This window comes from Streptomyces sp. NPDC021020, assembly GCF_044333285.1.
In the GTDB taxonomy this organism is placed as follows: Bacteria; Actinomycetota; Actinomycetes; order Streptomycetales; family Streptomycetaceae; genus Actinacidiphila.
In genome coordinates, this window is sequence record NZ_JBIRQQ010000006.1 from 322,254 (window position 1) to 334,743 (window position 12,490).

Genomic DNA, 12,490 nt, shown 5'->3' on the forward strand with positions numbered 1-12,490 from the left:
CCGCTTCACCCTTCGGCTTGCCGGTAGACGATGGTCGTGCTCCCCACGACGATGCGGGAGCCGTCGCGGAGCGTAGCGCGCTGGGTGTGCTGCCCGTCCACCACAATGCCGTTTGTCGACCCGAGGTCCTGCACGAGTGAGGGCATGCCGACCCGGATCTCGCAGTGTTTGCGTGATACGCCCGGGTCGTCCACCCGGACGTCGGCCTCCGTGGAGCGGCCCAGCACCAGGGACTGCCTGGTGATCTGGTGCCGTGTCCCGTTGATCTCGATCCAGCGCCGCATGGACGCGCCGGGGGCGCCGGCCGGGACACCCGTGCCCGGGAGGCGGGTGACGGGCCGGGCGCCGCCACCGGGAGGCGGGGCGGCGGGCATGGGGGGCGGGGCCGCGGGGCGCGGGCCGGCGGCGGGGAGGGCAGGCGGGCCGCCGGTCGGCGGGTAGGGGGCGTGCTTCGGGGGATACCCCTGCGGGGCCTGCGGTGTCTGCGGGGCCGCCTGGTACGCGGCCGGCCGCGGGTACTGCCGCTCCGGCGGGGGCTGCTGGGGGTGCGGCGCCTGCTGGGGGTGCTGGGATTCGCTGGACGCCAAGGTACGGCTGCGTACCCGGTAGAGCCCGGTGTCCAGATCGGCGGCCCGCTCCAGGTGGACCTTGATGGACCCCATGAACGTGTAGCGCTGCTGCTTGGCGTAGTCGCGGACCATCCCGGCCAGCTCGTCGCCCAGCTGGATCGCGTACGGGCTCAGCCGCTCGAAGTCGGTGCCGCTCAGCTCCACGATGAAGTCGTTGGGCACGACCGTGCGGTCGCGGTTCCAGATCGTGGCGTTGTTGTCGCACTCGCGCTGGAGCGCGCCCGCGATCTCGACGGGCTGCACCTCGCTCTTGAACACCTTGGCGAAGGTGCCGTTCACCAGTCCTTCCAGGCGCTGCTCAAAGCGCTTCAGCACGCCCACGGGGCACCTCCCTCCTCGGTCTTCCTCCGAGTCGAATCCGATACTGCTTACTGATCGTATCCACGCGCGGGAAAAACCTGCGGTTCCCCGAACACCCTGGACAGGGCAGTGTCAACCCTCACACGCCCGCACTTCCCCTCGTTCCCCGTGTCCCCCTTCACCTGCCCTCACTCGTCTCCACAGCGATGGTAGATCCGGCTCCGTGCCCAGTGTCCCCAGTCTCCCGCACGACCGGGTACCCCCGTGCCGACTCCCGCAACCTGTCGCTCCGTTCCCGCCACCCTTTCCGCCACCACCCCCCACCCCCGTCCGGCCCAGGCCAAACGGATGTGATTCCACACCTGCCCCCGTGCTAATCTTCTGCATGTCGGAAGGCGCTCACCGCCACCGGACCGAACAGTCCACCGGATGTGTGAGAATCGAACGGCAGCACCCATGCGCGGGTGGCGGAATAGGCAGACGCGCTGGATTCAGGTTCCAGTGCCCGAAAGGGCGTGGGGGTTCAACTCCCCCCTCGCGCACAATATGTGAGCGCTCGGTCACGCATGTGACCGGGATCTCAGGACCCCCGCTCCGGATTCGTTCCGGAGCGGGGGTTTTTCGTGCCGGGCGGCCGGGCCGGGCCCGGCTCGACCGAGTGCTTACGGTGGCAGCCCGCCGGGAACCGGGGCAGGGTGGTGTCCGTTGGAGCCATTGGGCAAAGAGATCGTCAAGTGGCGCGGCCCGCGCCGGATTGAGCAGGGAGATCCACCATGGGTGTCAGCCTTTCCAAGGGCGGCAATGTCTCACTGACGAAGGAGGCCCCGGGACTCACGGCGGTCGCCGTCGGCCTGGGCTGGGACGTCCGCACGACCACCGGTACGGACTTCGACCTCGACGCGAGCGCGCTGCTGCTCGACGCCACGGGCAAGGTCGTCTCGGACAAGCACTTCGTCTTCTTCAACAACCTCAAGAGCCCTGACGGCTCGGTCGAGCACACCGGTGACAACCTCACCGGCGAGGGCGAGGGCGACGACGAGACCATCAACGTCAACCTGGCCGCCGTGCCGGCCGAGGTCGACAAGATCGTCTTCCCGGTCTCGATCTACGACGGCGAGACCCGGCAGCAGAGCTTCGGCCAGGTGCGCAACGCGTTCATCCGGGTCCTCAACCAGGCCGGCGGCGCCGAGATCGCGCGCTACGACCTGACCGAGGACGCCTCGACCGAGACCGCGATGGTCTTCGGCGAGCTGTACCGCAACGGGGCGGAGTGGAAATTCCGCGCCGTCGGCCAGGGCTATGCCTCCGGCCTGCGCGGCATCGCGCAGGACTTCGGCGTCAACCTCTGACGTACGCGCGGACGGCCGGCGTACGCCGGTCGCAGGCGTGACAGCCCCGTCCGCCGCCCCTCACGGGTGGCGGGCGGGGCTCACGGGTGTGCCGCGGCGTCCGCGTTGTAGCGGACGAGGTAGCGGGCGAAGCGCTCCAGGTCCTCCGGGTCCCACGCCGCCAGCCGCGCCTGGATGGACTCCTGGCGGCTGCGGCGCGCGGAGGTGAGGACCTCCCGCCCGCCGGGCGCCAGGTGCAGCACCTGCACCCGGTGGTCCTTCTCGTCCACCCGGCGCTCGATGAAGCCCAGCTTCTCCAGCGCGGCGACCTGCCGGCTGACCGTGGACTTGTCCAGCATGTAGTGGGTGGCCAGGTCGGTGGCCCGGCAGCCCTGCTGCTCCTCCAGATGTGCCAGGATCGTGTACGACACGAGCGAGAGCTCGGGGTGCATGCGCGCCGCGGTGGCCCGCGCGCGGCGGGCGAACGCGGTCAGCTCGCGCTGGACGATGTCCAGGGACGACGAGGACTCCCGGGCGTTCATGGCTGCGACTCCTCACACCGGCACTCCCGCCGGCCGTCCGGGATCCGGTGACCGTCTGCCGGGACAAAGTGTTGTAGAGTGCAACAATATCAGCTGGGTAGTGGAAGTTCGAACCACACGACCTTGCCGACCGCCTTGCGGCTCGTCCCCCAGCGCCGCGACATGTGCGACACCAGCGCCAGCCCGCGCCCCCGGACATCGTCCGCCTCGGCACGCTGCAGCTGCGGCAGGTTGTGGTTGTCGTCGCTGACCTCGACCAGCAGCTTGCCGACCCGCATCAGCCGCAGCTCCACCTCGTAGGACGCCGCCCGGATCGCGTTGGTGACCAGCTCACTGACCAGCAGTTCGGTGGTGTCGCTCAGCCGTTGCAGGCCCCAGCGGTCGAGCTGGCGCCGGGTCAGGTCGCGGGCCCGCGCGACATCGGACTCGTCCACCCGCAGCCGCCACTGCACGACGTCCCGCGGCGCGATGCCCTCGAACCTGGCGACCAGCAGCGCCACGTCGTCGCGCCGGTCCTCGGAGTGCACCCGTTGCAGGATCTGCGCGCAGACGTCCTCGGGGGTCTGCTGAGGCTCGATCGCATGCGCGCACAGCGCGGCGAGTCCGGCGTCTATACCCTGGCCGCGCACCTCCACCAGGCCGTCGGTGCACAGCACCAGCCAGCTGCCGTCCGGCACCGGGATCTCCACCGTCTCGAACGGCACCCCGCCCACCCCGATCGGCGCGCCGCCGGGGATCGCCAGCAGCTCGCTGCGCCCGTCGTGACCGGCCAGGACCGGCGGGATGTGCCCGGCGTTGGCGAGCGTGAGAGTGCGGTTGATGGGGTCGTAGACGGCGTAGACGCAGGTCGCCAGGTGGTCGGTGCCCAGGCGGTGGGCCAGGTTGTCCAGGTGCCGCAGCAGCTGGGCGGGCGGCAGGTCGAGGGCGGCCATGGTGATCACCGCGGTACGGAACTGGCCCATCACGGCCGCCGCCTGCAGGCCGTGGCCCATCACGTCCCCGACGATCAGCGCGACCCGGCCGCCCGGCAGCTGGATCGCGTCGAACCAGTCGCCGCCGACCTGGGCCTGCCGGTCGCCCGGCATGTAGTGGTGCGCGATGCGCACGCCGGGGATGCGGGGCGGCCTGGTCGGCATCATCGAGCGCTGGAGCGTCGCGGCCGCGCGCGACTCCAGCCGGTGCAGCCGCGCGTTGTCGAGGTGCACGGCCCCGCGGGCGGCGACCTCGGCGGCGGTGGCGGCGTCCCGCGCGTCGAAGGGACGGCGTCCCGGACCGCGCACGAAGCAGATCCGGCCCAGGACCGTACCGCGGGCGGTGAGCGGCGCGAGGATCAGCGAATGGCCCGCCAGCAGGCCGCCGAGCGCCGGGACACCCAGGTCGGCGGCGATGTCCGGGGCGAGCGAGGGATCGACGACGGGTACGAGGACCGGGTCGCCGAGCCGCGGCATCGCGTCCTGCGCGGGCAGCGTGAGCAGCTCGCCCTCCGGAAGCGCCGACTCCCAGGCCGTGGGCCAGGCCACGGCGGGCTCGGGCTGGTGGGCGAGGGCGATCCGGCGGACCACGACGCTGTCGGCCGCGCGGTCGTCCTTGAGCGGTTCGGTGTCGGAGAAGAGCTGGTCGACGACGAGCACGCTGGCCAGGTCCGCGAAGCGGGGGACGGTGACCGAGCACAGCTCGCGCGCGGTCAGCCGCAGGTCCAGCGTGGAGCCGACGACGGAGCCGGTCTCGCGCAGCAGCGACAGCTGCTCGTCGAGCGCGCTGCCGGGCGAATTGCCGCGCCGCGCGGCGCGGGTGGGGCGCGGGGTTCCCGGGGTGTCCTGGGCGTCCTGGGCTCCCCGGGCTTGCGCAGTTTTCGGAACGGGGAAGGTGGGGGAGCCGGAGGCGGGTGGCGGTACGGCGGTGAGGGCCGACGCGCTTGAAGGGTCGCCACCGTGGGTAGTCACATGGTGTCGGGGAGTCGTGGTGCCGGGAGTGGTGGCCCGGTCCGGGCGGGGGCCGGGCAGCAGCTCGCGGCGGGCCGAGCGGTCGGCGCGGGCGGCCGCGGCGACCTGGGCGTAGTCCTGCGGGGTGACCGGCAGCCGGACGCTGCCCTCGATCTCGATCGCGGGGTGCCCGAGCGGGGCGATCTGCCGGACGATGCGGTCCAGCCGGCCGGGGCCGACGCCGGGCAGTACGGTCCCGAGCCGGGCGGTCAGCGCATGCCCCTGCGCGGGGTCGGGCGCGGGGGACAGGACGGCGGCGACAGCGATGTCCTGCCGCTGCGGGCCTTCCGCGGTGTAGGGCAGCAGCCGGCCGCCCACCGCGATCCGCAGCCCACCCGTCCGCAGCGGCCTGCCGTGCGTGGCGATGGCGAGCAGGCTGCGCCCGCCGGGTTCGGTGATGCGGTACGTCCACCACAGCACGTCCTTGACGGTGCCGTCCCGGTCGGTGGCGGCCAGTGCGCCGGACCAGGCCGAGGTGGTGAGGTCGTCGAGGAGGTCGAGGGTGTCCTGGCGGGAGGTGCCCGACGAGGTGTGCGGCGCGCCGGCGGCGGTGCGGGTGGGAGTGAGCAGGCCCGAGGCGCGATGGCCGAAGACGTGCTCCCAGCGGTGGCCGAACAGCTCCTCCGCGCCGCGGTTCCAGTACGAGATCCGGCCGTCCGGGTCGACGCACAGCACGGCGAGGCGCAGCAGCGCGGTCATGCCCGGGAGGGCCCCCGGTGCCTGCCCGGGGACGCTGCCGAACGGCTCGGCGGCGGCCTGTCCCGGCGCGGTGGCGGCCGCGGGGGGCGCTCCGGTTAACCGGTGACCGGCAGGCCGCGGGAGCTCCGGGGCCGGGCGGGTGGCGGGGTGTGCCTGACCGTCGTGCGGGTCTTGGGGTGTGGGACGTTCCGTGTGATCATCTGCATCGGTGGCTGCGGGATGCCGGTTGATGTCGTCCAACGTCGTGCACCTGCGGTTCGCCGCTGAGTAGGGTCCTCTGGGATTCAAGGCAAGCACGGATCGGGCGGCGGGGGCGGACGAACAGCCGGATTGACCCCCGCTGTGGGTTACATCACGGGATGTCCGCTGACGCGGACGGCTGGGGGGAGTTGTCCGGTGCACGCACGGGTGCCGCATGTGGCGGGGTTCGCGCGCTGGCCGCACGAGCGGTCGGCGAAGCAGCAGGGCAAGGCGCTGCGCGAGGACGTACCGCGGTCCGTCTTCGGGCGGCCGGAGCTGTGGACGTGGCGGGAGCGCGGCGCGGGGAGCGCGGCGGTCGCCGCCGTCGAGGAGTCGAACGCGGGGCGGATACCCGAGCTGGTGCCGCTGCGCGTCGGGCGGATGGCCGCGAGCCCGTTCGCCTTCCTGCGCGGTTCCGCCGGGCTCATGGCCGCCGACCTCGCCGACCGCCCGGTGACCGGTCTCGCCGCCCAGATATGCGGGGACGCGCACGCGGCGAACTTCGGCCTCTACGGCGACGCCCGCGGCGGCCTCGTGATGGACATCAACGACTTCGACGAGACCGCGCGCGGCCCCTGGGAGTGGGACGTGCTGCGGCTGGCGGTGTCGCTGGTGCTGGCCGGGCGGGAGGCGGGCGCCGCCGAGGACGTCTGCCGGGCGGCGGCGTACGACGCGGTGGGCGCCTACCGGCGGACGATGCGGCTGCTCGCCAAGCTCCCGGTGCACGAGGCGTGGAACGCCATCGCCGACGAGCGGCTGGTCGCGCACGCCGGCGCCCACGACCTGGCCGGGACGCTGGAGCAGGTCTCCGCCAAGGCCCGGCGCAACACCAGCGCGAAATTCGCGGCGCGCTCCACCGAGGCGCTGGAAGGGGGCGCGCGGCGCTTCACCGACGCTCCGCCGGTGCTGCGGCGGATACCGGACGCGGAGGCCGCGGCCGTCGCGGGCGCGCTGGACGGCTACCTGCGCACGGTCGGTGAGGACCGGCTGCCGCTGCTCGGGCGCTACGCCGTGCACGACGTCGCCTTCCGGGTGGTCGGCACCGGCAGCGTGGGGACGAGGTCGTACGTGGTGCTGCTGCTGGACCATCTGGGGGAGCCGCTGGTGCTCCAGGTCAAGGAGGCCCGCGCCTCGGCGCTGCTGCCCCACCTCGCGAAGGCCGGTTTCGACCCGGAGCCCGTGGCGCACGAGGGGCGCCGGGTCGTGCTCGGCCAGAAGCGGATGCAGGTCGTCAGCGACCTCCTGCTCGGCTGGACCGACGTGGCCGGTGTGCCGTACCAGGTGCGGCAGTTCCGGAACCGCAAGGGCAGCGTGGACCCCGCGACCCTGCCGCCGGGACTGCTGGACGACTACGCCCGGATGACCGGCGCGCTGCTGGCCAGGGCGCACGCGCACAGCGCGGACCCGCGCGCGGTGGCCGGCTACTGCGGCAAGAACGAGGAGCTGGACGACGCGGTGGCCGCCTTCGCGGTGGCCTACGCCGACCGGACCGAGGCCGACCACGCCGACCTCCTGGCGGCGGTCCGCAGCGGGCGGCTGGCCGCCGAGACGGAGGACTGAGGCGGCACTGCCGTTTGCCGGGACGGGGGCTGAGCGCGCCCTGCTGGCCGCCGAGGCAGGAGGACTGAGCGCCCCCCCGCCCGGGACCGGGCCTCGGGTGCGCCGTCGCCTCGCGCGCGTCCGGCGCGTTCGGCGCGGCCACCGGGACAGGGCCTAGGCTGTCCGGGTGACGAACACCTTCGGAACCGAGTCCGCCGCCGCGACCGGCCCTGCCGCCGTGCCCGGTGCCGCGCCCGCGTCAGCCGGGCAGGAGCGGCTGGCGAAGGCGGTGCGCGCGGCCGAGCAGGCACTGATCGAGTTCGAGATCGCCGTGGAGACCTTCCGGGTCGAGGTGGAGAACTTCTCGCGGCTGCACCACCAGCGGCTCGGCCCGATGTACGCGCGCCTCGACGAGCTGGACGCGCTGATCGCGGAGGCGGTCGCGGCCCACAGCGGGGACCGCGCGGACATCGAACGGGCGTGGGAGGCCCGCGCCCTCGTCATGCCCATGCCCGGCGTGGAGGAGCTGTTCGGCGGGCTGCTCGGCTCGGACGGGGTGCGCCCGGTGGAGGACCCCAACCCCCCGCGCCGGGTCCGGCCCGGCAAGGAGGCCCAGCGGCTCTACCGCGAACTGGTCCGCAAGGCCCACCCCGACCTCGCGCAGGACGACGAGGAGGAGAAGGAGCGGCGCAGCGCCTTCATCGCCCGCGTCAACGAGGCCTACGCCTACGCCGACGAGGACGCGCTCCAGGCCCTGGCCGCCGAGTGGGAGGCCGGGCCCGTACCGCTCGCGGACCTGCCCGGCGAGGCGGAGGTGCTCTACGCCCGGCTGGAGTGGCTGGCCGAGCGCAAGGAGATGCTGTCGGCGATGGCCACCGAGCTGGACGAGAGCGCCATCGGCCAGATGATGCGGCTCTCCCCCGACGACCCGGACGCGCTGCTCAACGAGATCGCCGAGCAGCTCCTCGGCCAGGTCGCCCAGCGCGAGGCCAGGCTCGCCGAACTCGTCCGGGACCCGGCCGACGGCTGAGGTAGCTTTGCGAGAGTCCTTGCCCACGCGTCACCGCGCTCTCCCGCGCCCCAGGAGGCCGAGCCCGATGTTCCGTTCCCAGCTGCCCTCGGTGGACGCCGCCGCCGTACCGGCCGACGCCGTCCTGCTCGACGTCCGCGAGGACGACGAATGGGCGGCCGGCCATGCCGCAGGTGCCGTCCACATCCCCATGGCCGAGGTCGTCGCCCGGATCGACGAGGTGCCGGACGGCGCCCCGCTCCATGTGGTCTGCCGGGTCGGAGGCCGCTCCGCCCAGGTCACCCAGTACCTGATCGCCCAGGGGCGGGAGGCGGTGAACGTCAGCGGTGGCATGCTCGACTGGGAGGCCGCGGGCCGCCCGGTCGTCACCGGCGACGGCGCCGCGGGCTTCGTGGTCTGACAGCGACCCTCGCTCCGCCGGTCCGTCGGCGGGACCCGCCGATCCCGCCGGACGGTCAGGCGTCGAAGTCGACCTCGACCTCGGGTGTGAGCGGGTGCGACTGGCAGGCCAGGACGTAGCCGGCGTCCGTCTCCTCGGGCTCCAAGGCGAAGTTGCGGTCCATCCGCACCTCGCCCGACACCAGTCGACTCCGGCACGTCCCGCACACCCCGCCCTTGCAGGCGAACGGGGCGTCCGGCCGGTTGCGCAGCACCGTCTCCAGCACCGTCTCGCCGGCCTGCGCGCGCCAGCTGCCCGCCCGGCCGTCGAGCGTCGCCCGGACCGTACCGCCACCGGGTATCGCCGCCGCGGGGCCGGGCGCGGGCGGCTCGTCCACATGGAAGATCTCCTGGTGGACCCGCGACCGCGGCACACCGAGCTTGCGCAGCGCCCGCTCGGCGGCGCCGACGAGGCCCAGCGGACCGCACAGATACCAGCCGTCCACCGCCGCGACCGGCAGCAGCGCGGGAAGCAGCGCCTCCAGCCGTCCGGTGTCCAGCCGCCCGGACGGCAGCCCCGTCTGCTGCTCCTCCTGGGAGAGCGCGGAGACCAGCTGGAAGCGGTCGGGCCAGCGGTCCTTGAGCTCGGCCACCTCGTCCAGGAACATCGTGGAGGCCGCCGTACGGTCGCTGCGGATCAGGCAGAACCGCGCCCGCGGCTCCCGCGCCAGCAGCGTCGCGGCCTGCGACAGCACCGGGGTGATGCCGCTGCCGCCGACGACCGCGGCGAAGCGGCCGGGCCGCGGCTCCAGCACGAACCTGCCCGCGGGCGTCATGACGTCCAGCACGTCACCGGGCGCCAGCTCCTTGAGGGCGTACGTCGAGAACTCGCCCGTCTCCACCAGCCGCACCCCCACCCGCAGCCGCCGCGGTCCGGGACCGGCGCCCGCGGCCACCGGGTCGCACAGCGAGTACGTGCGGCGGATCTCCGCGCCGCCCACCCTGCGGCGGATCGCGATGTGCTGGCCGGGCGCGTAGCGATATGCCGCGCGCAGCTCATCGGGGACCTCGAACGTGAGGGTCACCGAGTCGTCGGTGAGCGGGCTGACCTCGGCCACCCGCAGCGGATGGAACATTCACACCTCCTTGAAGTGGTCGAACGGCTCGCCGCACGACTCGCAGCGGCGCAGCGCCTTGCACGCCGTGGACGAGAAGCGGCTCAGCAGCACGGTCTCGGTGGAGCCGCAGTGCGGGCAGCGCACCGCCAGGTCCACGGCGACCGGCGCTCCCCGGCCGGCCGCGGCGGCGACCGGACCCGCCCCGGGCCGGGGCGGCGCGACGCCGTGCTCGGCGAGCTTGCGGCGGCCTTCGGCGCTGATCGCGTCCGTCGTCCAGGCCGGCGCCAGCACCGTGCGGACCTCCACGTCGGACATGCCGCGCTCGGTGAGCACCCGGGTGATGTCGGCCGCCATCGTGTCCAGCGCCGGGCAGCCGGTCCATGTCGGGGTCAGCTCGACCTCCACCCGGCCCGGTCCGGTGACCTCCAGGCCGCGCAGCACTCCCAGATCGGCCAGCGACACCACCGGCAGCTCCGGGTCCGGGACCTCGCCGACCAGCCGCAGCAGCTCCCGCTCCAGCGGGCTGTCGCTCACCATGCCGCCCCCGGGTGGGCGCGGTGCAGATACTGCATCTCGGCCAGCAGCCGCCCGAAGGCCTCGGTGTGGACGCCCTGCCGGCCGCCGCCCGCCGACCACGCCGTACGGTTGCTGCCCTGGGGCAGGGTGAGGGTCGCCCGGTCGAGGACCGCCCCGATCCGCTCCAGCCACGCCCCGCGCAGCGCGGGCAGCTCCACCGCGAGGCCGTCCAGCGGGTCGAACAGCTCCCCGGTGCAACTCCACTGCTCGTCCAGGGCGCGCTGCATCCTGCGGTGGCTCTCCTCCGTCCCGTCACCGAGCCGCAGTGTCCACTGCTCGGCGTGGTCGCGGTGGTAGGCGACCTCCTTGACCGCCTTGGCGGCCAGCGGCGCCAGCTCGCTGCCGCCGCCGGCCAGCGCCCCGTACAGCAGCTCCTGGTAGACCGAGAAGTACAGCTGGCGGGCGATCGTGTCGGCGAAGTCGCCGTTGGCCCGCTCCACCAGCTGGACGTTGCGGAACTGGTGGGCCTCGCGGCGGAAGGCCAGCTCGTCCTCGTCCCCGACCAGGGAGAGCAGGGTGCGGGCCTGGCCGAGGAGGTCGAGGGCGATGTTGGTGAGGGCTACGTCCTCCTCCAGCACCGGGGCGTTCCCGGCCCACTCCCCCAGCCGCTGGGCCAGCACGAGGGCGTCGTCGCCCAGCGCGAGGGCGGCGGCCGCGGTGGTGGTGGCGGGCGGGGTCACAGGTGCTTCACCCCCTCGGGGATCGCGTAGAACGTCGGGTGGCGGTACGGCTTGTCGGCGGCGGGCTCGAAGAACGCGTCCTTCTCGTCGGGGGAGGAGGCGGTGACCGCGGCGGACGGCACCACCCAGATCGACACCCCCTCCGCGCGGCGCGTGTAGAGATCCCGCGCGTTGCGCAGGGCCATCTCGGCGTCCGGGGCGTGCAGGCTGCCCGCGTGGGTGTGGCTCAGCCCGCGCCGGCTGCGGACGAAGACCTCCCACAGCGGCCACTCGCCGCCCGGCTGCTGCTGCCCGCTCATGCGCTCTCCTCCTGCCGTTCGTGCTGCTCCGCCCGCCGGGTGCTGTGCTTGGCGGCGTAGGCGGCCGCCGCCTCCCTCACCCAGGCGCCGTTCTCGTGCGCCGCGCGGCGGCGCTCCAGCCGCTCGCGGTTGCACGGCCCGTTGCCCCGCAGCACCTCGCGGAACTCCGTCCAGTCGATCGGCCCGTGGTCGTAACCGCCGCGTTCCTCGTTCCACCGCAGATCCGGGTCGGGGAGGGTCAGGCCGAGGATCTCCGCCTGCGGGACGCATATGTCCACGAAGCGGCGCCGCAGCTCGTCGTTGGAATGGCGCTTGATCCGCCAGGCCATCGACTGGGCGGAGTGCGCCGACTCGTCGTCGGGCGGGCCGAACATCATCAGCGAGGGCCACCACCAGCGGTCCACCGCGTCCTGCGCCATGGCGTGCTGCTCGGGGGTGCCCCGGCTGAGGGCGAGCAGCAGCTCGTACCCCTGCCGCTGGTGGAAGGACTCCTCCTTGCAGACGCGCACCATCGCCCGCGCGTACGGGCCGTAGGAGCAGCGGCACAGCGGCACCTGGTTGGTGATCGCGGCGCCGTCCACCAGCCAGCCGATGGCTCCGACGTCCGCCCAGGTGAGGGTGGGGTAGTTGAAGATCGAGGAATAGCGCTGGCGGCCGGCGTGCAGCTTGTCCAGCAGGTCGTCGCGGCTGACGCCCAGGGTCTCGGTGGCGCTGTAGAGGTAGAGGCCGTGGCCCGCCTCGTCCTGGACCTTGGCCATCAGTATCGCCTTGCGGCGCAGCGAGGGCGCGCGGGTGATCCAGTTGGCCTCGGGCTGCATGCCGATGATTTCCGAGTGGGCGTGCTGCGCCATCTGGCGGACCAGGGTGTCCCGGTAGGCGTCCGGCATCCAGTCCCGCGGCTCGATCCTGACCTCGTCGGCCACCGCCGCGTCGAAGGCCGCCGTGAGCGCGCCGACGTCCTGCCCGGCGGCCGCCGCGCCCGCCGCCCTGCCCGTCGTCGTGGTCGCCGTGGTCGTCATGCGGACGCCTCCTTCGCGCGGATCCCTGCCTTGTCCTGCCTGCCTTGCCGGTGAGCCGACCGATCGTTCGGTCTATTCAATGGTCGGGGGCCGGTCGTGGGGGTGTCAAGGCATTCCGTCACCTGTGGATA

General features: G+C 73.5%; 12 protein-coding genes and 1 tRNA gene. 5 read left to right on the forward strand and 8 right to left on the reverse strand.

The features are described from left to right. Positions 1 to 5: 5 nt before the first annotated feature. The gene (locus ACH4SL_RS20050) at positions 6 to 950 is read right to left on the reverse strand and encodes an FhaA domain-containing protein (RefSeq protein WP_398447257.1); all 945 of its coding nucleotides are present in this window, start codon (positions 948 to 950) and stop codon (positions 6 to 8) included. 437 nt (positions 951 to 1,387) lie between these two features. On the opposite strand from ACH4SL_RS20050, the gene ACH4SL_RS20055 reads away from it, so the two are divergent. Further along, positions 1,388 to 1,471 (forward strand) — tRNA-Leu (locus ACH4SL_RS20055). Positions 1,472 to 1,702: 231 nt separating this feature from the next. Beyond that, positions 1,703 to 2,278: a TerD family protein gene (locus ACH4SL_RS20060; protein WP_398447259.1), complete on the forward strand. Its 576-nt coding sequence runs from the start codon at positions 1,703 to 1,705 to the stop codon at positions 2,276 to 2,278. An 80-nt stretch (positions 2,279 to 2,358) separates the two neighbouring features. Here the strand turns inward: ACH4SL_RS20060 and ACH4SL_RS20065 are convergent, their stop codons facing one another. Both ACH4SL_RS20065 and ACH4SL_RS20070 read right to left on the reverse strand, forming a co-directional pair. Next, positions 2,359 to 2,799, reverse strand: coding sequence for a MarR family winged helix-turn-helix transcriptional regulator (locus ACH4SL_RS20065; RefSeq protein ID WP_398447261.1), 441 nt, complete (start codon positions 2,797 to 2,799; stop codon positions 2,359 to 2,361). A gap of 89 nt (positions 2,800 to 2,888) precedes the next feature. Next, complete coding sequence (locus tag ACH4SL_RS20070) at positions 2,889 to 5,480, reverse strand: SpoIIE family protein phosphatase (RefSeq protein WP_398447263.1); 2,592 nt, start codon at positions 5,478 to 5,480, stop codon at positions 2,889 to 2,891. A gap of 396 nt (positions 5,481 to 5,876) precedes the next feature. Here ACH4SL_RS20070 and ACH4SL_RS20075 point away from each other — a divergent pair, with 396 nt between their 5' ends. The 3 genes from ACH4SL_RS20075 to ACH4SL_RS20085 all read left to right on the forward strand — a co-directional run bounded on the left by ACH4SL_RS20075 (position 5,877) and on the right by ACH4SL_RS20085 (position 8,689). Next, positions 5,877 to 7,280, forward strand: a complete 1,404-nt coding sequence (locus ACH4SL_RS20075; protein ID WP_398447266.1) for a DUF2252 domain-containing protein — start codon at positions 5,877 to 5,879, stop codon at positions 7,278 to 7,280. A 166-nt stretch (positions 7,281 to 7,446) separates the two neighbouring features. Further along, a complete protein-coding gene (locus ACH4SL_RS20080) occupies positions 7,447 to 8,289 on the forward strand; it encodes a hypothetical protein (protein WP_398447268.1) in 843 nt (280 codons plus the stop codon). 67 nt (positions 8,290 to 8,356) lie between these two features. After that, the gene (locus tag ACH4SL_RS20085) at positions 8,357 to 8,689 is read left to right on the forward strand and encodes a rhodanese-like domain-containing protein (RefSeq protein ID WP_398447270.1); all 333 of its coding nucleotides are present in this window, start codon (positions 8,357 to 8,359) and stop codon (positions 8,687 to 8,689) included. Positions 8,690 to 8,744: 55 nt separating this feature from the next. On the opposite strand, the gene ACH4SL_RS20090 is transcribed toward ACH4SL_RS20085, so the two are convergent. Genes ACH4SL_RS20090 through paaA form a run of 5 tightly spaced genes read right to left on the reverse strand, consistent with a single transcriptional unit; the run spans position 8,745 to position 12,359 of the window. Further along, complete coding sequence (locus tag ACH4SL_RS20090; protein ID WP_398447272.1) at positions 8,745 to 9,803, reverse strand: 2Fe-2S iron-sulfur cluster-binding protein; 1,059 nt, start codon at positions 9,801 to 9,803, stop codon at positions 8,745 to 8,747. Beyond that, entirely contained in the window at positions 9,804 to 10,322 is a 519-nt protein-coding gene (paaD, locus tag ACH4SL_RS20095; protein ID WP_398447274.1) for a 1,2-phenylacetyl-CoA epoxidase subunit PaaD, read from the reverse strand. Beyond that, positions 10,316 to 11,041, reverse strand: coding sequence for a 1,2-phenylacetyl-CoA epoxidase subunit PaaC (paaC, locus tag ACH4SL_RS20100; protein ID WP_398447277.1), 726 nt, complete (start codon positions 11,039 to 11,041; stop codon positions 10,316 to 10,318). The genes paaD and paaC overlap by 7 nt, the downstream gene beginning before the upstream one ends. Next, positions 11,038 to 11,340, reverse strand: a complete 303-nt coding sequence (paaB, locus tag ACH4SL_RS20105) for a 1,2-phenylacetyl-CoA epoxidase subunit PaaB (RefSeq protein ID WP_398175032.1) — start codon at positions 11,338 to 11,340, stop codon at positions 11,038 to 11,040. The genes paaC and paaB overlap by 4 nt, the downstream gene beginning before the upstream one ends. Continuing rightward, positions 11,337 to 12,359, reverse strand: a complete 1,023-nt coding sequence (gene paaA / locus ACH4SL_RS20110) for a 1,2-phenylacetyl-CoA epoxidase subunit PaaA (protein ID WP_398447279.1) — start codon at positions 12,357 to 12,359, stop codon at positions 11,337 to 11,339. Before paaA ends, paaB begins: the two co-directional genes overlap by 4 nt. Positions 12,360 to 12,490: the final 131 nt, after the last annotated feature.